Here is a 22,288-nt window from a genome sequence, read left to right on the forward strand (position 1 = left end):
AGCGGAGCCTCTAGCCGGGCGTACGCTATATCCCAAATCTGTATCATTAGATCACAATAGCGTTCATGGGGCAGCGGGGCGCGGGCTGATATCATTATAGGCAAGCGGAGGATGCTGCACAGCAGCGGACTTGCGGACAATAGCCAAGGGGGTTGACGATAGATGAAGAAACCAAGATACGGATGGCTTGCAGGACTTACAGCCCTGCTGATCATTGCAAGCGGTTGCAGCAGCAAGGAAGGGGCTGGCACATCGGCTGAGGGCACGAATTCCGGGGGGCAGAACAACAAGACCATTACGCTGAAATTCTGGGGCGGGGTTCCTGAGGAAGCAGGGCCGCTGGACATGGTGAAAGCCTGGAATGAGGCGAATCCCGGAGTGCAGGTGGAATATGTCCGTTACGTCAATGATGACAGCGGCAATCTGAAGCTGGATACGGCGCTTGTGGCCGGAGAGAATATTGATCTGTATACCAATTATGCCAAGTTCCAGCTGGAGAAAAGAGTGCAGTCCGGCGGCGCGCAGAACCTCAGCGAGCTGGGCGGGTATGATATTGAAGCTGCTATGGGCGGGCAGGCCAAAGCGTGGCAGTTCGACGGCAGCTACTACGGCCTTCCGACCGTCTCCTCGAAGTCTTTTATCTGGCTGAACAAGAACAAGCTGGATGCTGCCGGGCTGAAGCTGCCGGATAACAACTGGACCCAGTCGGACCTGGCGGAATATGCCAAAGTGCTCAGCAAGGATTCAACTTACGGCTACGTTCAGGGAACCAACATGTTCCCCTTCGGCATGGACGGGGAGCTGCAGAATGAATTCGTCAAGGACGGCAAGTCTAACCTGGACAGCCCGGTGACGCGCGGCTCGGTGGAGAGCTGGTACAAGATGATGCACGATGATAAAAGTATGCCCGCCTACGGCGAGCAAATTGCCACCAAGCTTCAGGTCGATGCCTCGTTCCTCAAAGGGGAAGCGGCCATGCTGGGCTCCGGTAACTTTATTTTCCGCAATGCGAACAATCTGACCGATTACCCGCGTGAGTTCAAAATTGCCTTTGCCACCATTCCACGCCCGGATGGAGCGAGGGAAGACTTCCGCCTGGAAGGCGGGCTGAGCGATGTCATTGCCATCAACCCTGGCTCGGCTTACAAAGAGGAGGCGTGGAAGTTCCTGCAGTGGTATGCGGATGAAGGCGTAACCTATCTGACCAAGGGAGGCCGCATTCCCGCCTCGGCGAAGATTGATAACTCCCAGACGCAGGCCAAACTCGTTGCAGGCTTCGAACAACTGTACGATCTGGAGTCTATGGAGCGGGTGTTGTTCGGCGGCGAGGATACCTACATCAACACGGTGCCGATTCAACTGAACGACCTGCGTATGGAGGAGCTGGAGCATTATTTCCTGAAGGATAAGACACTGGATGAGACCTTCCAGAGCATCGGCAAGCGCCACAACGAATTAATCGCCAGAGGGAAATAACCTACAGAGTTATTATCAAAATACCCGTACCGTCAGGAGATCCGAAACTCCTGGCTGTACGGGTATTTCGCTTGCTATAATCCCGGTTCCCGTTGCCCGATCGTGATGGCAATAATGCCTGGACCCTTCCCGCTCGCCTGAAGCTCACAGGCGCTCTGCAGCCCTTCCTCGCTAAGCGGGAAGACCGGTCCGGCCGGTGCCTTCAGCCTCCGTGCGGCAATCAGCCGGGCCAGCTCGGATAGCTGGAAGGCATCAGCAGAGGGAGTAATATACCCTGCCTGAACTCCCTGCTGTGCAGCCCGGGCGGGATCGGGCGGTCCGGCCGTGGAGAACAGCCTTCCGCCGGAAGCCAGCACCGCGAAGCTGCTGTCCAGCACGCGGCCTCCTGCCGTATCGATGACCACATCGATACTCTGCCCCAGGATGGCTGCGAAATCCTGTCCGCTGCTGTTAATGGCCTGGTCTGCTCCCAGGCCCCAGACGGCGTCCAGATCTGCATCGCTGCTGATCGTCGTAATCACGGTTGCCTCCCGCAGCTTGGCGAGTTGCACCGCGAAGCTGCCGATGGCTCCCGCGCCGTTATGCACCAGCACGCGGTCCCGGCTGGAGACCCGGGCTGCGGCCAGTGCCTGCCATGCCGGCAGCCCGGCGGCTGCGGTTACCGCCGCCGCTTCATAGGATAGCTCCCGGGGCTTAAGCGCCAGCTCAGTCTCACGTGCCAGCGCATATTCTGCGTAGCTTCCGTCCGCTCCGGCGTTTATCAGGCCGTACACTTCGTCACCGGTCTGCAAGCGGGTTGCTGCCGGGCCGGTATCCGTTATTGTTCCGGCTATGGCTGTAAGTAACGGGCCATTATGAAGCTTCTGGAACGCCGGATGAACAGAGGCAGCGCGCAGTTCGATGAGAACTTCATACTCACCGGGAACAGGAAGCGGGGCGTTAATTTCTTTGAAGCTCCAGGTGTCGCTGAATGAATCTGGGAATAGGACTCTCATCTTGCTGTAAGACCTCCTTGTCCTGCTGGCCGCTCTTTTGGTTCATACTATACTTATGCAGCCAGGTGAAGTCAAAAATCCTGATGCCCGGTCTCGACCCTCATCCAAGCGATATCTTCGCTCCCGGTTCAGCCGAATGTTTGGACAAAAGATTGAATCAGCGAGTACAGTACTGTAGAATTGAACTATATCAGATTTAACCAAGAAGGGGATTGTAACGCTTGAATAATGAAGAAGTAATCCAAGAGCTGCCTGAGAACTATGACGAACTGAAGAAAGCCGCCGGCCGTTCCGCAGACTGGAGAGCGCGTCTTGAAGCGGTAGAAGAGCTGGGCCGCTACAACCACAAACAAATTATCGATATCCTTAATCGCCTGATGATCAGCGATCCTGTATATACCGTGCAAGAAGCCGCATATAACAAGCTGGTGGCTTTTGGCGAAGAGGTCAAGGTTCCATCGAAGAACAAAGCTGAACTGTTCAAAGGGGTATCCAAGATTATTCTGCGGATTAAGAAAAGTCTGCCTAAGGACCATTCTTACGAAGAGTTCAAAGAAAAGCTGAAGAAGATGCGGGTTGATGTCTACGATGCCTATGAAGGCGAGAAGGGCGCGGATTTCGATCAGTGGCTGGAGAAGATGTGGGCTTCGGCTGCCAAGTAACCCATCTCAAATAACATAGCACATTAGCATGGCAGCACCAAGCGGAGAGATAAGGGCGTTCCTTATCGCTCCGCTATATTTTTGTGAGAAAGGATGATTACATGCTTACCGGTACATTTCAGGAATTCCTTAAGCTGTCCACGCAGCTGCGTCCCGGGTACACCGCCAGTCTGGGAAAGGCTCCGGCAGGGGGCAGTGATGCGATATTAGAGTTTACACCCGAAATACCTGCGCTTCTGCGTGCGGTCTATGATACAGTTCTTGGAACAGGCGGCGCCGAGGAAGATCCCAGTCTGCTGGAGTTCATTCCGGGCTACCGGCTGATTCATATCGGGGAATACGGCCATGAAGTGAAGATACTGTCAGGGATTCTGCAGGAGAAGGGATATACCGGCGGTGGAACCGTGTTGCCGCTGCTGACGAACTATGGAAGTGATTATATCTGCTACTACCGCTCTGAAGAAGGCGTGGAACGGATCTGCGATCTGCTGCACGACTACGGGGATTTGGTGGTAATGTACGATTCGCCGGAGAAGTTCCTGGAGACGTTGTGCGAATTCTATAAGCAGGAGGTCTATTTTCTGGATGAGGAAGGCTACCTGGACTGCGATCTGGTAAAAGAAGGCGAAGTGGGCGCGGCGCTCAACCCGGAGGCGGAGTATTGGTCCGAGTAAGGTAAGCACTGCACGCTTGGGTGTCCAAAAACACAAAAATCCCCGTCCTGCATCACTGTAGGAACGGGGATTTTATAGTTTCAGCTGGCAATATAGCTGCCTGATTTGCAGCGTTCCCTGAACAGATTAGCTCTTGCTACAGGTTAGCGCGCTTCTCCTGCTCACGCAGCTCGATTCTGCGGATCTTTCCGGAGGTAGTCTTCGGCAGATCCGTAATGTATTCGATTTTGCGCGGATACTTGTAGGGAGCGGTCTGCTCCTTGACATGGGCTTGCAGCTCTTTGGTCAGCTCCGGTGTTCCGGCATGGCCGTCCTTGAGTACGATAAAAGCTTTGACGACTGACCCGCGGATCTCATCCGGGCTTGCGACTACGGCACATTCCTTAACGAGGGTATGCTTCATCAGCGCCTCTTCGACCTCGAACGGCCCGATCGTGTAGCCCGAGCTGATGATGATGTCATCGCCGCGCCCCTCGAACCAGAAATAGCCGTCCTCATCCTTGCGCGCCCGGTCGCCGGTTACGAAATACTCCCCCTGCGAGCAGTTCGCTTTCCGCTCAGGATCTTTGTAGTAGTTCTGGAACAATGCAGGCATGCTCAGATGTACGGCGATATCACCGACCACTCCAGCCGGCAGCGGATGTCCGTTCTCGTCGATCACCTCGACAATGCCCGGAGCAATCGATTTGCCCATGGAGCCGACCCGGATCGGTTCATCCTTCAGTGCTGCGATGATGAGTGTGCTCTCTGTTTGTCCGTAGCCGTCACGGATTGTAATATTGAAGTGTTGCTGGAATGTATGAATGACTTCCTGATTCAGCGGTTCACCGGCGGATACGGCGCAGCGCAGATTGGACAGGTCGTATTCTGCCAGACCTTCAGTCTTCGCCATCAGGCGGTATTCCGTCGGTGTGCAGCATAATACCTGGATCTTCTCGTCTTGCAGCAGCTGCAGGTAGCGCTCCGGATGGAAGGCTCCGTTATAGACGAAGCCAGTTGCCCCGTTGCCGAGTACCGTCAGGAATGGACTCCAGATCCACTTCTGCCAGCCCGGTGCGGCTGTAGCCCAGACCGTATCTGATTCACGGATATCGAACCAGAGGGAGGAAGTGATCCGCAGATGGGCATACCCCCAGCCGTGCGTGTGAACTACTGCTTTGGGATTGCCGGTGGTTCCGGAGGTATAGGCCAGAATGGCGATATCATCGCGGCGGCTGGCAACCGCAGGGTAAGAATCAGCTTGTCCTTCCATTAGACCCTCCAGGTCGATCCAGCCTTCTTCAGGCTCAGCCGCACCGCTGGAGACGGACAGGCGGTAGTCCAGTGCGGGAAGATCATCGGAGATTTTGTTGACTTCTCCGGTAGCCTCAGACCAGACAATCACGGCCCGCGCTTCGGAATGGCGCAGCCGGTACGAGAGATCCTTCGCCCGCAGCATTTCGGACGAAGGAATAACAGCCAGTCCCAGCTTCAGGCAGGCCAGATATATCGCATAGGCGATGATGCGGCGGGGGACCATGACCAGGACCCGGTCGCCTTGCGTAAGTCCGAGACCGGCCAGTCCGCCGGCGAGACGGTTAGCCTGAGCCATGAGCGCACCATAGGTGATTTGCTCCAGTCTCCCATTTTCATGTAACCATTTAATTGCAATCTTATCTTCAGGATGCCGCTCCATTTCCGAAGTGAGATTGTAGAATTCAGGTGCGATCCAACGTTGATTATCCAAATGAACCTCTCCTATATAATCGTGATGATGTATCTGTTGACTACAGTATAGCACGTTCTCCTAGTACCAGATGCTAATCGGCTCACTGGACACCGGAGAATGTTCTGTGACAGTCTTTATTTTGAAGCATCTTGGTGAGTACAGAATCCCTTAAGGTATTTTTAACCGGATAAGGGAACCATACATTAGAGCCCTTCATGCAGCGAAGCGGCAGAAAGCAGGCCATTGCAATGGACGAGAATACAGTGATCAATGAGACATCTATTAATGAAGAAAGCATTAGTGAATCAGAATTCAATGAAATATTCGCTATTATGGAAGCTTCGTTTCCGGTAAGTGAGCTTAGAACCCGCAGCGGGCAGCAGGCTTTGCTGGATCAGCCGAATTATCATCTGTATACCAGCAAGGATACGGAGGGGCAGATACTGGCTTTTTTGGCGGCATGGGAGTTACCCGAGCTGCGGTTCATCGAGCATATTGCCGTGAATCCCCAGCGCCGGAGCGGAGGGATCGGCCGCAAGCTGATGAGCAGCTACCTTATGCATTCGGACAAGCCGGTGCTGCTTGAGGTAGAGCCGCCGGACGGGGAGCTGGAGCAGAGGAGAATCGGATTCTACGAGCGGCTGGGCTTTTACCTGAATCCCTATGACTATATGCAGCCGCCGCTGCGTGAAGGGCAAGCCGATCTTCCGCTGCGCATTATGACCTACCCGGAGCCGGTGACGATGAAGGAGTTCCTCCATTTCAGAGATGTTTTGTACACAGAGGTGTATGGGGTGTGCATTTGAATTACTTCTTTACAATCCGGATACAAGTTAGAAACAAGTTAATGGTTTAATAAGTCTATAGCAAGGAACACACACACTAACATCACAACTAAGGGAGACGATATTCAATGAAAAGCAAAAAAATGATCATAGCAACGATGGTATTCGGAATGGCCGTTACAGGTTCAGCAGGGGTCTACGCAGGAACGAACATGCAGAAAATCAGCGCCTATCTTAACCACGGAATCGGGTTCAAAGTGAACGGAGCCGCCTATACCCCAGTCGATAACAACGGCAAAACGATGGCGCCAATCACTTATAAGGATACAACGTATCTTCCGGTCCGGGCCATGGCAGATGCACTGAAGGTGCCGGTTACCTTCAATGCTTCCACGAATGAGGTTATCCTTGGGACTGGAACAGGGAGCACAACGCCGGATAATGGTTCAGCTGTGAAGCTGACGGCGGTACAATACACTGCAGCACAGAAGGAACAGATTGCTAAGGCGTTTGCGAACTTTGAGGGTTTTGAGACAGCCTATGCCCCGACTCAGATGGTCAGCGGAGATGCCTTCCAGAAGGTTGCGGGCGGCGATGACGGCGTAAGCTTCCTGTTCAATAAAATGCGGGTGAATGTATCTCCACGTGATTATTCCTACGACTATGACGGAACTACCGTAAAGCTCTCTAACGGAACTGAAGCGAAATGGTACACCCCTTCGGATACACCAATGCTGACCTTCAAGCTGGCAGACCGTTTTGTAACCATCAGCTCCGCTGACAAAGCTCTTAGCAAAGCACAAATCGAGAAAGTGGCTGTAGGCGTAACGAAACTAAGCAAATAATAAGCGTGTTGATTTCCCAAAAAAAGGGACAAGAAAGGCCGCCATTTCGGGTAATGGTAAGTACGACCAAACCAAACCGAAATGAGGCGACCTCATGAATAATAATACCCCATTCCTGGCCGTGTTCAAACAAGTATTAACCCCGGAAGAAGTCGAAATGGTGACTGGGCAAACCGAGAACTACGAGGATACCGGAACCAAAATGACTGTCGGTGTGTTGTTCGACTACTTTATCCAAGCCTGCTACCACAAATGGGATGGCTTTCGTCAAAGTGCTCGGGTGGGCTCGAACTACGATTTGCCCAAGGTTCATTACTCCACTCTTTCGGGCAAAGCCGGTGAAGTGCCTTACGATATCTTCAAGCGTTTGTTTCAAATGCTCGTTCAGAAATGTAACCGGCAAACCCGGCGGCACCTGAATCTGCCTAAAGATCTTCTGCTTATTGACTCTACGACGGTTACGGCGGCAAACTCCCGTATGTCTTGGGCTCCGTATAAAAAATTCAGAGGAGGTATCAAGCTGCATGTGGCCTTCTCGCATGGACAGCATTCACCCGTGAAGGTGGTCGAATCGATTGCCCGGCGCAATGACGCTCCATTTGGAGAAGTCTTGGCCGATAAGGACTACCTTCTAGTCCAGGATCGGGCATATGGAAAAATCGGTCGATTGGATCAATATGTGCAGCAAGGTCAGTCCTTTGTGATTCGTTTGAAAGACAATCTCCACTTGGTGTTACCGCGAAAGCTTCAGCGACCGGCGGAAGGAGATACCAAAATTGTACGCGATATCACCTGTTATATTGGTCAAGGGAAACACCAATCCGCCCAGCGCCACCGCGTCGTTGAATTTGAAAATGACCGGGGCGAAGTCGTACGGGTCGTCACTGATTTGAGAAAAGAGTCCGCTCACGTGATTGCTGAAATTTACAAAGCACGCTGGGAGATTGAAGTCTTTTTCCGCTGGGTGAAACAGCATTTGAATGTCCCTTGTCTGTTTGGAAACACCGAAAATGCAGTGTATAGCCAATTGTTTGTGGCCCTTACCGCATATGTGCTTCTAAAATACATTTTTGATGAAATTCATCCGAAGGTACCGGTCTTTGCTAAGCTGACTCTTTGGGAATTTATGCAGTACTGGCGTATATTTAATCTTCCGCTGGAGTGGCAGGTTCAGCTTAATCAGCTCAGGCGTAAAGAACATTTAGGTGTTTTTGTCATCCCATAATATGGGTAATCAACACGCCTGAGCAAATAATTACTCCTGCTTCTATAGAACAGAAATGCAAAAGGGATGTCCGCAGAGCCGTAACTGGCCGCGCAGACATCCCTGCTTTGTTTTGTCACCGTTATTTGTTAGAGCTATGCTGTTTATTGGCCAGTCTTGCTCCGGGAGTTCCTTTACCGCGTTTTCTGTTCTTTAGCGCTTTACGCTGATTCTCCTGGAACTTCTCCACGAATTCATGAGTGTCCATAACAATCCCCCTAGAAGGTTAGATAACGTAGGCTGGAGGCTTCCAAGCAAACGTTTAGATATTCGGTTATTCTGTCCATTGGCGGCTGATATCATTCTAAGATGATGGTTATAAAATAATGCTTGTAATGAATCTCTATCCGTGATATATTCTATTTCTGGCCGCGAAACATCAACGCCGAGCTCGAACAAGAAGTTAAAAAAAGAGCTTGCATTGATCGGCTGGATGTGATATATTATAAGAGTTGCTGGTGACGATAACATCGCCGCTGACAACGAGCTTGATCTTTGAAAACTGAACAACGAGTGAGTATCGGAAATCACTTCGGTGAGATCCAAAATGAGAGAATGTAAATTCTCGTCAGATGTTTCAAAATGAGCAATCGCTCTTTCTAAATACCAATTTGGAGAGTTTGATCCTGGCTCAGGACGAACGCTGGCGGCGTGCCTAATACATGCAAGTCGAGCGGAGTGTGAGAGGAAGCTTGCTTCCTTTCAAACTTAGCGGCGGACGGGTGAGTAACACGTAGGCAACCTGCCCTCAAGCCTGGGATAACTACCGGAAACGGTAGCTAATACCGGATAATTTCTTTCTTCTCCTGAGGAGAGAATGAAAGGCGGAGCAATCTGCTGCTTGGGGATGGGCCTGCGGCGCATTAGCTAGTTGGTGGGGTAACGGCCCACCAAGGCGACGATGCGTAGCCGACCTGAGAGGGTGAACGGCCACACTGGGACTGAGACACGGCCCAGACTCCTACGGGAGGCAGCAGTAGGGAATCTTCCGCAATGGGCGCAAGCCTGACGGAGCAACGCCGCGTGAGTGATGAAGGTTTTCGGATCGTAAAGCTCTGTTGCCAGGGAAGAACGTCCGGTAGAGTAACTGCTACCGGAGTGACGGTACCTGAGAAGAAAGCCCCGGCTAACTACGTGCCAGCAGCCGCGGTAATACGTAGGGGGCAAGCGTTGTCCGGAATTATTGGGCGTAAAGCGCGCGCAGGCGGTTATTTAAGTCTGGTGTTTAAACCTTGGGCTCAACCTGAGGTCGCACTGGAAACTGGGTGACTTGAGTACAGAAGAGGAAAGTGGAATTCCACGTGTAGCGGTGAAATGCGTAGATATGTGGAGGAACACCAGTGGCGAAGGCGACTTTCTGGGCTGTAACTGACGCTGAGGCGCGAAAGCGTGGGGAGCAAACAGGATTAGATACCCTGGTAGTCCACGCCGTAAACGATGAGTGCTAGGTGTTAGGGGTTTCGATACCCTTGGTGCCGAAGTTAACACAGTAAGCACTCCGCCTGGGGAGTACGGTCGCAAGACTGAAACTCAAAGGAATTGACGGGGACCCGCACAAGCAGTGGAGTATGTGGTTTAATTCGAAGCAACGCGAAGAACCTTACCAGGTCTTGACATCCAACTAACGAAGCAGAGATGCATCAGGTGCCCTTCGGGGAAAGTTGAGACAGGTGGTGCATGGTTGTCGTCAGCTCGTGTCGTGAGATGTTGGGTTAAGTCCCGCAACGAGCGCAACCCTTGACTTTAGTTGCCAGCAGGTTGAGCTGGGCACTCTAGAGTGACTGCCGGTGACAAACCGGAGGAAGGTGGGGATGACGTCAAATCATCATGCCCCTTATGACCTGGGCTACACACGTACTACAATGGCCGGTACAACGGGAAGCGAAGCCGCGAGGTGGAGCCAATCCCAGCAAAGCCGGTCTCAGTTCGGATTGCAGGCTGCAACTCGCCTGCATGAAGTCGGAATTGCTAGTAATCGCGGATCAGCATGCCGCGGTGAATACGTTCCCGGGTCTTGTACACACCGCCCGTCACACCACGAGAGTTTACAACACCCGAAGTCGGTGGGGTAACCCGCAAGGGAGCCAGCCGCCGAAGGTGGGGTAGATGATTGGGGTGAAGTCGTAACAAGGTAGCCGTATCGGAAGGTGCGGCTGGATCACCTCCTTTCTATGGAGAATCGTCTTCTGCAACGAAGACATTCAAATCTTAAATCTAGCCGGTCGGCTAGTTACTCACTCGTTGGTCAGTTTTGAGAGTTTAAGCTCTCAACCGTCTGTAACTTCGATCGACACAGTTGTGTTCGACCCGAACTTACAGCAACTTGATCCTTGAAAACTGGATACCGAAACGAATTTGCGTTTTAGAACATCTTTTAGCTGAAACTTGTGTAAGCAAGTGGAAATAGTTATTAGTTGCTACCGTGATTTTCCTTAGGGAAAACACATTGGTTAAGCTACTAAGAGCACACGGAGGATGCCTAGGCGCCAGGAGCCGACGAAGGACGTGGCGAACAACGAAACTGCCTCGGGGAGCTGTAAGCAAGCTTTGATCCGGGGGTGTCCGAATGGGGAAACCCAGCTGTGGTAATTCGCAGTTACTCGTATCTGAATACATAGGATACGCAGAGGCAGACCAGGGGAACTGAAACATCTAAGTACCCTGAGGAAGAGAAAACAATAGTGATTCCGTCAGTAGCGGCGAGCGAACGCGGAACAGCCTAAACCAAGAGGCTTGCCTCTTGGGGTTGTGGGACGTCTCACATGGAGTTACAAAGGAATAGAGTAGGCGAAGAGGTCTGGAAAGGCCCGCGATAGAGGTAAAAGCCCTGTAGCCCAAACTGTGTTCTCTCCGAGACGGATCCCGAGTAGTGCGGGGCACGTGAAACCCCGTATGAATCCAGCAGGACCATCTGCTAAGGCTAAATACTACCTGGCGACCGATAGTGAAACAGTACCGTGAGGGAAAGGTGAAAAGCACCCCGGAAGGGGAGTGAAATAGAACCTGAAACCGTGTGCTTACAAAAAGTCAGAGCCCTTTCTATGGGTGATGGCGTGCCTTTTGTAGAATGAACCGGCGAGTTACGTTTAACATGCAAGGTTAAGGTGAGAAGCCGGAGCCGCAGCGAAAGCGAGTCTGAATAGGGCGATTAAGTATGTGGACGTAGACCCGAAACCGTGTGATCTACCCCTGTCCAGGGTGAAGGTGCGGTAACACGCACTGGAGGCCCGAACCCACGCATGTTGAAAAATGCGGGGATGAGGTGGGGGTAGCGGAGAAATTCCAATCGAACTCGGAGATAGCTGGTTCTCCCCGAAATAGCTTTAGGGCTAGCCTCGGTGAATGGAGTGGTGGAGGTAGAGCACTGATTGGGTGCGGGGCCCGCAAGGGTTACCAAGCTCAGTCAAACTCCGAATGCCATTTACTTCTTGCCGGGAGTCAGACAGTGAGTGCTAAGATCCATTGTCAAAAGGGAAACAGCCCAGACCATCAGCTAAGGTCCCCAAGTGTGTGTTAAGTGGGAAAGGATGTGGAGTTGCACAGACAACCAGGATGTTGGCTTAGAAGCAGCCACCATTGAAAGAGTGCGTAATAGCTCACTGGTCGAGTGACTCTGCGCCGAAAATGTAACGGGGCTAAACACACCACCGAAGCTATGGCTAGATGCGTTGCATCTGGGGTAGGGGAGCGTTGTATATACGTTGAAGGTGTACCGTAAGGAGCGCTGGAGAGTATACAAGTGAGAATGCCGGTATGAGTAACGAAAAGATCAGTGAGAATCTGATCCGCCGAAAGCCCAAGGTTTCCTGAGGAAGGCTCGTCCGCTCAGGGTAAGTCGGGACCTAAGGCGAGGCCGACAGGCGTAGTCGAAGGACAACAGTTTGAAATTACTGTACCACCGTAATCCGCTATGAGCGATGGGGTGACGCAGGAGGGTAGTGACGCGGACTGATGGATGTCCGTCTAAGCAGTGAGGCTGGTGTGTAGGCAAATCCGCACATCGTAAGGCTGGGCTGTGATGGGGAGCGAAAATTATAGTAGCGAAGGTCATGATCTCACACTGCCAAGAAAAGCCTCTAGTCAGGAGAAGGTGCCCGTACCGCAAACCGACACAGGTAGGCGAGAAGAGAATTCTAAGGCGCGCGGAAGAACTCTCGTTAAGGAACTCGGCAAAATGACCCCGTAACTTCGGGAGAAGGGGTGCCTCGGTAGGGTGAATAGCCCGAGGGGGCCGCAGTGAAAAGGCCCAAGCGACTGTTTAGCAAAAACACAGGTCTGTGCGAAGCCGCAAGGCGAAGTATACGGGCTGACGCCTGCCCGGTGCTGGAAGGTTAAGGGGAGCGGTTAGGGGTTAAACCCGAAGCTGTGAACCGAAGCCCCAGTAAACGGCGGCCGTAACTATAACGGTCCTAAGGTAGCGAAATTCCTTGTCAGGTAAATTCTGACCCGCACGAATGGCGTAACGACTTGGGCGCTGTCTCAACGAGAGATCCGGTGAAATTTTAATACCTGTGAAGATGCAGGTTACCCGCGACAAGACGGAAAGACCCCATGGAGCTTTACTGCAGCTTGATATTGAATTTGGGTACGATCTGTACAGGATAGGTGGGAGCCGTGGAGGCAGGAGCGCAAGCTTCTGCGGAGGCGCCGTTGGGATACCACCCTGATCGTATCTAGGTTCTAACCTGGTGCCCTTAGCGGGTACGGGGACCGTGTCAGGCGGGCAGTTTGACTGGGGCGGTCGCCTCCTAAAGAGTAACGGAGGCGTTCAAAGGTTCCCTCAGAATGGTTGGAAATCATTCGCAGAGTGCAAAGGCATAAGGGAGCTTGACTGCGAGACCTACAAGTCGAGCAGGGACGAAAGTCGGACTTAGTGATCCGGTGGTACCGCATGGAAGGGCCATCGCTCAACGGATAAAAGCTACCCTGGGGATAACAGGCTTATCTCCCCCAAGAGTCCACATCGACGGGGAGGTTTGGCACCTCGATGTCGGCTCATCGCATCCTGGGGCTGAAGTAGGTCCCAAGGGTTGGGCTGTTCGCCCATTAAAGCGGTACGCGAGCTGGGTTCAGAACGTCGTGAGACAGTTCGGTCCCTATCTGTCGTGGGCGCAGGAAATTTGAGAGGAGCTGTCCTTAGTACGAGAGGACCGGGATGGACGTACCGCTGGTGCATCAGTTGTTCCGCCAGGAGCATGGCTGAGTAGCTACGTACGGACGGGATAAGCGCTGAAAGCATCTAAGCGTGAAGCCCCCCTCAAGATGAGATTTCCCAATTAGTAAGACCCCTTGAAGACGACGAGGTAGATAGGTTGGAGGTGGAAGTGCAGTAATGCATGGAGCTGACCAATACTAATCGGTCGAGGGCTTATCCAAAAAACACTAACACACAAATTCGTTTCGGATTCAGTTTTCAGGAATCAAATTCCTGAAGCATTTACGCTGTAAATGCCCGTTTGGTGGCGATAGCGGAGGGGTTCCACACGTACCCATCCCGAACACGACCGTTAAGCCCTCCAGCGCCGATGGTACTTGGACCGAAGGGTCCTGGGAGAGTAGGACGCCGCCAAGCGGACCATCCACACACATTGTGGTATTTTTTTTGTCCTAATTGCTTACATATTCCCTGATAGCTCAGTTGGTAGAGCACTCGACTGTTAATCGAGTTGTCACAGGTTCGAGTCCTGTTCGGGGAGCCATATGGAGAGGTGTCCGAGTTTGGCCGAAGGAGCACGATTGGAAATCGTGTAGGCGCCACAAGCGTCTCGAGGGTTCGAATCCCTCTCTCTCCGTAGTGTTACCTCCCTGATTAGGGATGAGAATCCTCAATGGTTCGTTGGAGCATAAGCTTCGATAGCACTACATCGCAATCTCGTAACGAAGTGAAGAGTATCCCTCTCTCTCCGTAGTGTTACCTCCCTGAAAAGGGGATGGAAATAACTGTATAGCATGGCTCGTTGGTCAAGGGGTTAAGACACCTCCCTTTCACGGAGGTAACATGGGTTCGAATCCCATACGAGTCACCAATTTCTTCTTTGAATGATGGGAAGAGAGAGTCATATATGGAGGCTTAGCTCAGCTGGGAGAGCATCTGCCTTACAAGCAGAGGGTCGGGGGTTCGAACCCCTCAGCCTCCACCATCTATCTTAACCGAATAGATTTTGTACAATGACGCGGGGTGGAGCAGCCCGGTAGCTCGTCGGGCTCATAACCCGAAGGCCGCAGGTTCAAATCCTGCCCCCGCAATTGTTCCCCACAAAGTGAAGAGATGCTCTGTAGCATATTCCGAATACTTTCCGGGGGGGCCATAATGTTAAACTTGGAACCGTGGTGTAGTTGGCCTAACATGCCTGCCTGTCACGCAGGAGATCGCGGGTTCGAATCCCGTCGGTTCCGCCATTTTAATGGCGTAAGGGATGAGAAATCCCTGGGTTCGCTTACGCATAGGCATCGTAAGGAATACTTCGCAATCTCGTAACGGAGTGAAGAGTATCCCGTCGGTTCCGCCATTTTAATTGGTATTAAGACATGAGGGATTGAGCATCCTATATCTCGAAGTATAGAGTATCCATCCGATTCCGTAGCATTTTGCTAATTATAATATTGGGGATTAGCCAAGCGGTAAGGCAACGGACTTTGACTCCGTCATTCATAGGTTCGATTCCTATATCCCCAGCCATCTATTTTCGATTGTTTCTCTTATGAGAGCCATTAGCTCAGTTGGTAGAGCACCTGACTTTTAATCAGGGTGTCGAAGGTTCGAGTCCTTCATGGCTCACCATTTTCTTGTAACGTGTGCGCGTGTGGCGGAATGGCAGACGCACCAGACTTAGGATCTGGCGTTTCACGACGTGGGGGTTCAAGTCCCTTCACGCGCACCATGTTTTTGCGGACGTGGCTCAGCGGTAGAGCATCGCCTTGCCAAGGCGAGGGTCGCGGGTTCGATTCCCGTCGTCCGCTCCATATAGATTTTGCGCCCTTAGCTCAGCTGGATAGAGCGTTTGACTACGAATCAAAAGGCCGGGAGTTCGAATCTCTCAGGGCGCGCCATTACAACTTCATTGAATGATCAAAGTGTCCCCAGATTCGAACGAGTTCGTTGGAGCATCCGCTTCGATAGCACAACTTCGCAATCGGATGCGTAGCATCCGTATCTCTCAGGGCGCGCCATTTATACTTCATTGCTTCAACTTTTGTATTAACGGGATGTAGCTCAGCTTGGTAGAGCACCTGGTTTGGGACCAGGGGGTCGCATGTTCAAATCGTGTCATCCCGATATTTCATTTCACCTATGCGGGTGTAGTTCAATGGTAGAACTTCAGCCTTCCAAGCTGATAGCGTGGGTTCGATTCCCATCACCCGCTTATATTTGTATCACGTGAGTCCGTCAGCCCTATGGGGAAGACGGACTTTTTTTGCTATTTAGCAAATGTAAGCGAAAAACGAACACAATGTGATGCAGGGAAGGCGAATGGCCGAATGTAATCGAAAAAATCGAACACAATTGGACTGGGCGCGCTGCGTAGGCCGTGTGTTTATCGCAGTGCCAGACGTATTTTCACAGGAAAACCGAATACAATGGGTGCCACTGCGAGGAGGGAAGGGCCCCATGCATCACCGGCAGTAACATTTTAAGAGAAATCCTGCCAAAAGTGCAACAATACTGCCCCAAAGAAGCGGTCAATGCTGAAATCCTGCATGAAATGCAACAAATTCAGCGCTAACTTGCTTTAAACATCAAAATTTGTGCAAATCATGCAACATTGTACTTCAACCCGTAAAAGGTATAGAGAAATCCTGCCAAAAGTGCAACATTACCATTACTGCTCCTTAAAAGCGGCCAGTGAGAGAGGCATTAGCATCGTTCACCCGCAGGGTGATTTTGTTGCTATTTAGGGAATGTATGCGAAAACTGAACACAATGTGATGCAGGGAAGGCGAATGGCCGAATGTAATCGAAAAACCGAACACAATTGGACCAGGCGCGCCACGTAGGCCGTGCGTTTATCGCAGTGCCAGATGTATTTTCACAGAAAAACCGAACACATAGAACTCAGAGTATCTGTGAGCCAGAGCGCTAAGGGCTGCAGCTGTCAAATGGCCGTCAGAAGGCAGGTAGATGGAGAAAAGTGAGCTTCGTGTAAGAGTGGTATATAGGCACCAGTATTATTCATCCGCTAGGGTGATTTCGTTGTAAGGGCCGGGATGTTGCAATAGTATGGGAGGGCGTTATGTTTCTATAGAACTGATATAGTATAACTATTGGACTATTGGATCATAGGCAACACTTACTTGGAAGCTGAGGAGCATTTGTTATGACAGACAAAGTAATACGGATTTTCAGAATCATTAACGCCATTCAGTCGAACCCGGGGATTACCGCAGCAGACTTGGCCTTTAGGTGTGAGGTGAATATTAGAACGATCTATAGGGATCTTGAGGTGATCAGCCACTTTGCACCGGTTACGAATGAGGGAAGAGGCACGGGCTACCGGTTCATGGGCAAATTCTTTTTATATCCGCTGGATTTCTCGGAGCAGGAGTCGCTGGCGTTCTCTTTGCTGCCTTCGGTGCTGAATCCGGATAGAATTCCGCCGGGTTTTCATTCTGCGTATGACAAGGTGATGGGGACCCATCTTAAGGAGAAATCACGGCAGAACGGCCTCCTGGAGAATATCGCGGATATTATCCAGATGGGCACACCGGCCTACCGCAAGGAGAGCCGGAACTTCCTGCAGCCGCTCATTGGAGCGATTCTGGAGCAGCGCAGCATCCGGACGGTATACCACTCGCAGTCACGCAACGCCACTACAGCACGGAAGATTGATCCTTATTATCTGATCCCGCGGGATCAGCGCTTTTATCTGATTGGCTATTGCCATCTGAAGGGGGCGATTCGTACGTTCCGGATCAGCCGGTTTGAGCAGGTCGAGATGACGGCTTCCGCTTTTGATAAGGGAAATTTCAATATTAAGCAGTATCTGAAAAATACCTGGTCGATCAACCGGGGCACCCGGAATGTCACGTTCAAGGTACGGTTCGATCCGGAGGTGGCGCGTTACATTAAGGAAGAGGAGCTGTTCGTACAGCCGCGGATGAGCGAAGAAGGCGACGGAACGCTGCTGTTCGAAGTCACGGTTAATAATGAGAAGGAGTTCATCAAGTGGATTCTGCAGTATGGCCCGAATGCTGAGATTCTGGAGCCGGAGTCGGCCAGGGAGCGCTTGAAGGAGCAGCTGGAGCAGTGGCTGGATGTGTATCAGCAGCAGACGTAGACTATGATTTTACATAATATGGAATAAAAATGTCGAAAAGGTTAGATTGATTAGCTCAACTGGAGAATAAAGGCTTTTTTAGAGATATATTAGAGATATATATGTTGGGAATGAATTGACCGGAGCGGTGAAGCAGGTTATTATTGGAATATAATGGAATGATAGGAGGCAAGATAGAAATTGCTGGAACTGGATGGGATGAATGAAGACTCTTTGACAGATATGCTTAAAGTCTCGTTCTCATGGGAGAACTGGACGGCAATTCTCGAGATTTCAGACAAGCTCTTTGAACTTGCAGTTCTAACCTACGGCTCCCATCAACAGGGTGCAAAGAAGTATTATTTGAAAAAAAATATAGCGTATTATCTCGGCTACAGTGCGTGCATGAAGGGCATTGCCTACCAAAAGCTCGGTAATCTCGCTGAATCAAGAAAGTGTATAGGCTTGTACTCGGATTTGAGCTGGATCACGGATGCGGATCAGGAAGCTGCCGCAGAAGTGGAATACTACAGGAACATTGCGATAGCCAACACCTTCGTCATTGATCTGCTGGAAGGAAAGGTAGAAGTTCTCCCTGATTATGTTGAATTCATTCGTACAGGGGACCAGGAGGAGCTGCTTGCCTGCTTGATTACTGTGCTGGAATCTGCCATTAAGTACAACTTTTCTATCGACTGGGTACTGGATGAATTCAATGAGCCGCTACAGGAACTAAGCTGCAGAGAGAAGCAGGAAGATATCAGATACTACATAGACTACATGCATCTTAGTGCAATTTATTTGTATAAAAGGGAGAAAATTCATGATGCAATTAATCTGACTCTCTATATTTTGGTAATAAGTAGTAAACTTTATGACGGGACAGGCTTTAGGAAAATCGTGTCGTTTTATGAACATATCCGAAGCCATGCGACCGCAGAACAACAAGAATCTTATCAAAATGTAATGAAAAATATCTTAGAGAGGGAGTTTTTAAAAGATGAAAAAGGCGATCTCGTTATTAACAGCCGTATTGTTGATTAGCGCAAGCGTAGTAGTAACAACGGCAAGCGCAGGCGGTCACTTATCCGCATCCTCCGGCAATATCTCTATTAACAATCACGGAGCAGGCCACTAGTCTAAAATCTCTCTGTCTCATGAATCTGGAAATATAAGCTGCATATCATGCAAAGAAGGGGTAAGCGATGCTTACCCCTTCTTTGCTGTGGATAGAGGTTACTCTGTTACAGTCAATCCCAGTCCTTCTGCGATTCGCCGGCCAAACTCCGGATCGGCTTGGTAGAAGTGGCCAATCTGGCGGAGCTTGATCTCCTCGGACTCCACTGGAGTCATCGCGCCGACAATATTGCTCACGAGCCGGGCACGCTCCTCTTCACTGAGCAGACGGTACAGGTCACCCGGCTGAGTGTAGTGATCGTCATGGTCATAAGACACGCTGTCTGCCTGGCCGGAGACTTCAAAAGCAGCCGCTTTATGCGGCGCTGACTCGGTTGCCCCGCCGGAGCTGTTGGGCTCGTAGTAGACGGAGCCTCCCCCGTTATTCGTAGCATTCATCGCGCCGTCGCGCTGATTATTGTTGACCTCTGCGACAGGCCGGTTAATCGGCAGGTGGTTATGGTTCGCTCCTACCCGGTAGCGGTGGGCATCTCCGTATGCGAAGAGGCGGCCCTGAAGCATTTTATCTGGAGAAGCTTCTATGCCTGGAACGAACGACCCGGGGGAAAAGGTAGCCTGCTCCACTTCGGCGAAGTAATTCTCAGGATTGCGGTCCAGCACCATGCGGCCTACCTCAATCAACGGATAATCCTTCTGCGACCACACCTTGGTGACATCAAACGGATCGAAGCGGTAGGTGTCGGCATCTTCCACAGGCATAATCTGCACATGCAGCCTCCAGGCTGGGAAGTCTCCACTATCAATGGCGTTGAACAAATCCGCTGTATGATAATCCGGGTTCTCCCCGGCTAACTGTGCGGCCAGCTTAACATCGAGGTTCTTGACGCCCTGCTCTGTCTTGAAGTGGTATTTCACCCAGACGGCTGCGCCTTCGGCATTTACCCACTTGAACGTATGGCTGCCGAAGCCATGCATATGGCGGAGAGTAGCCGGGATGCCGCGGTCGGACATCAGAATCGTCACCTGGTGCAGAGACTCGGGGGAGAGGGACCAGAAGTCCCAGACGGCATTCGGGTTCTTCAGATGGGTCTGCGGATGGCGCTTCTGGGTATGGATAAAGTCCGGGAACTTGATGGCATCACGGATGAAAAAGACAGGCGTGTTATTGCCGACCAGGTCGTAGTTGCCTTCCTCAGTGTAGAATTTCACAGCAAAGCCGCGCGGATCGCGCACAGTATCGGATGAACCCAGCTCCCCGGCAACGGTAGAGAAACGGATGAACATCGGGGTGCGTTTGCCGACCTCCGACAAGAAGGCAGCCTTCGTATATTGGGAGAGATCATTGGTGACTTCAAAATAACCATGGGCACCGGCGCCTTTGGCATGAACGACACGCTCAGGAACACGCTCACGGTTGAAGTGGGCCAGCTTCTCCAGCAGGTGGACATCCTGCACCAGCACGGGGCCACGGGCACCGGCGGTCATTGAATTCTGGTTGTCACCTACGGGGGCGCCCCAGCTTGTCGTTAGCTTGTTGTTATGGTTTGTGGTCATGAACATAATCACCTCGTATAGGATTTGATTTTAGATTAAGTATAAATACTATAATAACAAGAATTTAAATAAAATCAATCCTTTTTTATAATTATTATAATTAACCTTATGCGGAAGAAAGCAGGTTCATGCCAGAGCTGGAGGTTACAGACAAGGAAATTTGGCTTAGATGAAGCGAAAGCGGAGAGTGAAGAGTGGGCAAAAAAACTCCCGCCCGCAGCAGCGGACAGGAGGGGGGATTCGTGAACAGTAACGGAGCAGCAACAACTGGATGCGGGTGACGGGAGCAAAAACTACTGTAAGTTAGCTTGGGATATACATACGGTTATAGTATTCATCCAGCATGCGCTTGGTGGCGAATTCGGTGCGGGTGGTCTCGATGCTGCGGTGCATCATCTGCACCCACTTGGCCTGATCCTCATAGAAGACCGGGAGGACGCGGTTCAGTAGGGTATCATACAATGCATCGCTGTCATGCTGGTCAAGCACTGCAAAGTCGGTAGTCTCGAAGCCGCCGCCGATCTGCCAGCCGTTCTCGCCGTCGATGCAGGCCTCCGGCCACCAGCCGTCCAGGATGGAGCAGTTCAGGACGCCGTTCATGGCGGCCTTCATCCCGGAGGTTCCGCTGGCTTCGAGCGGTCTGCGCGGATTGTTCAGCCAGATGTCAGAGCCGCGGGTCAGCCGGGCTCCGATGGTCATATCGTAGTTCTCCAGGAAGACTACACTCTTCGGATATTTGCGCATCATGGCTACAAGGTTGCTGACGATCCGCTTGCCGTTGTCGTCCAGCGGGTGTGCCTTGCCGGAGAAGACAATCTGAATCTTGCCGCTCTCCAGGTACGGCTCTATAATATCCGGCTGGGAGAAGATCAGGTCACTGCGCTTGTAAGGAGCCGCCCGGCGGGAGAAGCCAATGAGCAAATTGTCTGCATTCAGGGCAATCCCGGACCGTTCTTCAATGAAGCCGATCAGCTCCTGCTTGATCTCCTTGTGCACAGCCCACAGGTCGCCGCCTCCCTCAAAAGCACGGGTCATCCGCTCATCTACCCAGGTAGGGGTATGAATCGCATTGGTGATGCCGATGATCTCGGATCTGCCGGCGACTTCCTTCCACATTTTGTTAGCGGTGTCGGCATGAAGCTGAGCCACTGCATTCGAGATTCTCGACAGCCGCAGACCGGCAACTGTCATGTTGAACGGCTCTCCGCCGATCCGCTCCATCTGGGCGCGGGTTAGGCTGTTGAAGGCTCCCATGTATTCCAGACGATCCAGCGGATGTGTCTCGTTGCCTTCCTTGATCGGTGTATGTGTAGTGAACACAACCTCTTCCCGTGTAGCCTTCCAGGCTTCTTCAAAGGTACTGCCGCCGGACATCTTCTCCCGGATCAGCTCGATTGCAGCGAGCGCCGCATGTCCCTCGTTGAAGTGATAGACATCGATCTTAATTCCTAGAGCGCGCATGGCTTTGACGCCGCCGATGCCCAGAACGATCTCCTGGGCAATCCGCTCCTCCCCGAACCAGCCGTAGAGCTGTCCGGTAATCCAGGCATCGCTGTTCTCCGGGATATCGGTGTCGAGCAAATAGAGCGGACGGTTGCCGAACCGGTCGGTTCTCCACACTTTGCAGACCACATCGGTCTTTCTGACTTTTACCGTGACCTTGACGCCCGTATCTTCCAGGAAGTCGTACACATAGTTGTGGTAAGAGTCGTAGGGATTGCCGTCCGCATCAATCCTCTGGTCCGTGTAGCCCTGTTTCCATTTGAGTCCGATGGGGATGATGGGTGCCCCGATATCCTGCGCGCCCTTGATGTAATCTCCGGCCAGAATGCCCAGGCCTCCGGCGTACATTTTGAAATCGGAATGCAGCCCATACTCCATGCTGAAATAAGCTACTGACGGTAAGTGGTTCTCGCTCACGTGATAAGCCTCCT

General features: G+C 51.8%; 13 protein-coding genes, 13 tRNA genes and 3 rRNA genes. 24 read left to right on the forward strand and 5 right to left on the reverse strand.

All coding sequences use genetic code 11. The features are described from left to right. The first annotated feature begins 162 nt into the window (after positions 1-162). Positions 163-1,476 carry an ABC transporter substrate-binding protein gene (locus MKX51_RS02725; protein ID WP_340991119.1) on the forward strand — a complete coding sequence of 438 codons (1,314 nt, stop codon included), beginning with the start codon at positions 163-165 and terminating at the stop codon, positions 1,474-1,476. Positions 1,477-1,550: 74 nt separating this feature from the next. Here the strand turns inward: MKX51_RS02725 and MKX51_RS02730 are convergent, their stop codons facing one another. After that, positions 1,551-2,471: an NADP-dependent oxidoreductase gene (locus MKX51_RS02730; protein WP_340991120.1), complete on the reverse strand. Its 921-nt coding sequence runs from the start codon at positions 2,469-2,471 to the stop codon at positions 1,551-1,553. Between the two features lie 221 nt (positions 2,472-2,692). On the opposite strand from MKX51_RS02730, the gene MKX51_RS02735 reads away from it, so the two are divergent. Both MKX51_RS02735 and MKX51_RS02740 read left to right on the forward strand, forming a co-directional pair. Next, positions 2,693-3,133, forward strand: coding sequence for a HEAT repeat domain-containing protein (locus MKX51_RS02735; RefSeq protein ID WP_076081929.1), 441 nt, complete (start codon positions 2,693-2,695; stop codon positions 3,131-3,133). Positions 3,134-3,234: 101 nt separating this feature from the next. Then, positions 3,235-3,807 carry a hypothetical protein gene (locus MKX51_RS02740; protein WP_340991121.1) on the forward strand — a complete coding sequence of 191 codons (573 nt, stop codon included), beginning with the start codon at positions 3,235-3,237 and terminating at the stop codon, positions 3,805-3,807. Between the two features lie 136 nt (positions 3,808-3,943). Here MKX51_RS02740 and MKX51_RS02745 read toward each other — a convergent pair whose 3' ends face one another. Continuing rightward, positions 3,944-5,482: an acyl-CoA synthetase gene (locus MKX51_RS02745; protein WP_340995479.1), complete on the reverse strand. Its 1,539-nt coding sequence runs from the start codon at positions 5,480-5,482 to the stop codon at positions 3,944-3,946. Positions 5,483-5,763: 281 nt separating this feature from the next. On the opposite strand from MKX51_RS02745, the gene MKX51_RS02750 reads away from it, so the two are divergent. The 3 genes from MKX51_RS02750 to MKX51_RS02760 all read left to right on the forward strand — a co-directional run bounded on the left by MKX51_RS02750 (position 5,764) and on the right by MKX51_RS02760 (position 8,370). After that, on the forward strand, positions 5,764-6,321 hold the full coding sequence (locus tag MKX51_RS02750; RefSeq protein ID WP_340991122.1) for a GNAT family N-acetyltransferase: 558 nt from the start codon (positions 5,764-5,766) through the stop codon (positions 6,319-6,321). 107 nt (positions 6,322-6,428) lie between these two features. Continuing rightward, the gene (locus tag MKX51_RS02755) at positions 6,429-7,145 is read left to right on the forward strand and encodes a hypothetical protein (RefSeq protein ID WP_340944084.1); all 717 of its coding nucleotides are present in this window, start codon (positions 6,429-6,431) and stop codon (positions 7,143-7,145) included. 94 nt (positions 7,146-7,239) lie between these two features. After that, positions 7,240-8,370, forward strand: a complete 1,131-nt coding sequence (locus tag MKX51_RS02760) for an IS4 family transposase (RefSeq protein ID WP_340991123.1) — start codon at positions 7,240-7,242, stop codon at positions 8,368-8,370. Between the two features lie 121 nt (positions 8,371-8,491). Here MKX51_RS02760 and MKX51_RS02765 read toward each other — a convergent pair whose 3' ends face one another. Continuing rightward, positions 8,492-8,617: a DUF4023 family protein gene (locus tag MKX51_RS02765; RefSeq protein ID WP_076081926.1), complete on the reverse strand. Its 126-nt coding sequence runs from the start codon at positions 8,615-8,617 to the stop codon at positions 8,492-8,494. 400 nt (positions 8,618-9,017) lie between these two features. On the opposite strand from MKX51_RS02765, the gene MKX51_RS02770 reads away from it, so the two are divergent. From MKX51_RS02770 to MKX51_RS02855, 18 genes are all read left to right on the forward strand, one after another. Next, positions 9,018-10,578, forward strand: a 16S ribosomal RNA gene (locus MKX51_RS02770). A 279-nt stretch (positions 10,579-10,857) separates the two neighbouring features. Beyond that, positions 10,858-13,785, forward strand: a 23S ribosomal RNA gene (locus MKX51_RS02775). Positions 13,786-13,864: 79 nt separating this feature from the next. Next, positions 13,865-13,981 (forward strand): 5S ribosomal RNA (gene rrf, locus MKX51_RS02780). The 16S, 23S and 5S rRNA genes sit together here with 13 tRNA genes alongside, the layout of an rRNA operon. 51 nt (positions 13,982-14,032) lie before the next feature. Then, positions 14,033-14,108 (forward strand) — tRNA-Asn (locus MKX51_RS02785). 3 nt (positions 14,109-14,111) lie between these two features. Further along, positions 14,112-14,201: transfer RNA gene (locus MKX51_RS02790), tRNA-Ser, on the forward strand. A 159-nt stretch (positions 14,202-14,360) separates the two neighbouring features. After that, positions 14,361-14,435 (forward strand) — tRNA-Glu (locus MKX51_RS02795). A 38-nt stretch (positions 14,436-14,473) separates the two neighbouring features. Next, positions 14,474-14,549 (forward strand) — tRNA-Val (locus tag MKX51_RS02800). Between the two features lie 32 nt (positions 14,550-14,581). Further along, positions 14,582-14,655: transfer RNA gene (locus MKX51_RS02805), tRNA-Met, on the forward strand. A gap of 75 nt (positions 14,656-14,730) precedes the next feature. Beyond that, positions 14,731-14,808, forward strand: a tRNA-Asp gene (locus MKX51_RS02810). Positions 14,809-15,013: 205 nt separating this feature from the next. Beyond that, positions 15,014-15,088: transfer RNA gene (locus MKX51_RS02815), tRNA-Gln, on the forward strand. A gap of 26 nt (positions 15,089-15,114) precedes the next feature. Next, positions 15,115-15,190: transfer RNA gene (locus MKX51_RS02820), tRNA-Lys, on the forward strand. Positions 15,191-15,206: 16 nt separating this feature from the next. After that, a tRNA-Leu gene (locus MKX51_RS02825) sits at positions 15,207-15,290 on the forward strand. A 7-nt stretch (positions 15,291-15,297) separates the two neighbouring features. Further along, positions 15,298-15,372 (forward strand) — tRNA-Gly (locus MKX51_RS02830). Positions 15,373-15,382: 10 nt separating this feature from the next. Then, positions 15,383-15,459, forward strand: a tRNA-Arg gene (locus MKX51_RS02835). 152 nt (positions 15,460-15,611) lie between these two features. Continuing rightward, positions 15,612-15,685: transfer RNA gene (locus MKX51_RS02840), tRNA-Pro, on the forward strand. 17 nt (positions 15,686-15,702) lie between these two features. After that, a tRNA-Gly gene (locus MKX51_RS02845) sits at positions 15,703-15,773 on the forward strand. Positions 15,774-16,724: 951 nt separating this feature from the next. Continuing rightward, positions 16,725-17,684 (forward strand): helix-turn-helix transcriptional regulator, encoded by a 960-nt coding sequence (locus MKX51_RS02850; protein WP_340991124.1) that lies wholly within the window; start codon positions 16,725-16,727, stop codon positions 17,682-17,684. A 180-nt stretch (positions 17,685-17,864) separates the two neighbouring features. Further along, on the forward strand, positions 17,865-18,707 hold the full coding sequence (locus MKX51_RS02855; RefSeq protein WP_340944081.1) for a DNA-binding protein: 843 nt from the start codon (positions 17,865-17,867) through the stop codon (positions 18,705-18,707). A 192-nt stretch (positions 18,708-18,899) separates the two neighbouring features. Here MKX51_RS02855 and katA read toward each other — a convergent pair whose 3' ends face one another. Next, positions 18,900-20,354: a catalase KatA gene (gene katA, locus MKX51_RS02860; RefSeq protein ID WP_340991125.1), complete on the reverse strand. Its 1,455-nt coding sequence runs from the start codon at positions 20,352-20,354 to the stop codon at positions 18,900-18,902. Positions 20,355-20,657: 303 nt separating this feature from the next. Continuing rightward, on the reverse strand, positions 20,658-22,274 hold the full coding sequence (gene glgP, locus MKX51_RS02865; RefSeq protein ID WP_340991126.1) for an alpha-glucan family phosphorylase: 1,617 nt from the start codon (positions 22,272-22,274) through the stop codon (positions 20,658-20,660). Between the last annotated feature and the right edge of the window lie 14 nt (positions 22,275-22,288).

It is taken from the genome of Paenibacillus sp. FSL M7-0420 (genome assembly GCF_038002345.1).
Taxonomy (GTDB): Bacteria; Bacillota; Bacilli; order Paenibacillales; family Paenibacillaceae; genus Paenibacillus_AQ.

Coding starts and splice junctions, on each gene's coding strand:
- MKX51_RS02725 (WP_340991119.1), top strand. CDS start 163: ATGAAGAAACCAAGATACGGATGGCTTGCAGGACTTACAGCCCTGCTG.
- MKX51_RS02730 (WP_340991120.1), bottom strand. CDS start 2,471: ATGAGAGTCCTATTCCCAGATTCATTCAGCGACACCTGGAGCTTCAAA.
- MKX51_RS02740 (WP_340991121.1), top strand. CDS start 3,235: ATGCTTACCGGTACATTTCAGGAATTCCTTAAGCTGTCCACGCAGCTG.
- MKX51_RS02745 (WP_340995479.1), bottom strand. CDS start 5,482: ATGGAGCGGCATCCTGAAGATAAGATTGCAATTAAATGGTTACATGAA.
- MKX51_RS02750 (WP_340991122.1), top strand. CDS start 5,764: ATGGACGAGAATACAGTGATCAATGAGACATCTATTAATGAAGAAAGC.
- MKX51_RS02755 (WP_340944084.1), top strand. CDS start 6,429: ATGAAAAGCAAAAAAATGATCATAGCAACGATGGTATTCGGAATGGCC.
- MKX51_RS02760 (WP_340991123.1), top strand. CDS start 7,240: ATGAATAATAATACCCCATTCCTGGCCGTGTTCAAACAAGTATTAACC.
- MKX51_RS02765 (WP_076081926.1), bottom strand. CDS start 8,617: ATGGACACTCATGAATTCGTGGAGAAGTTCCAGGAGAATCAGCGTAAA.
- MKX51_RS02850 (WP_340991124.1), top strand. CDS start 16,725: ATGACAGACAAAGTAATACGGATTTTCAGAATCATTAACGCCATTCAG.
- katA (WP_340991125.1), bottom strand. CDS start 20,354: ATGACCACAAACCATAACAACAAGCTAACGACAAGCTGGGGCGCCCCC.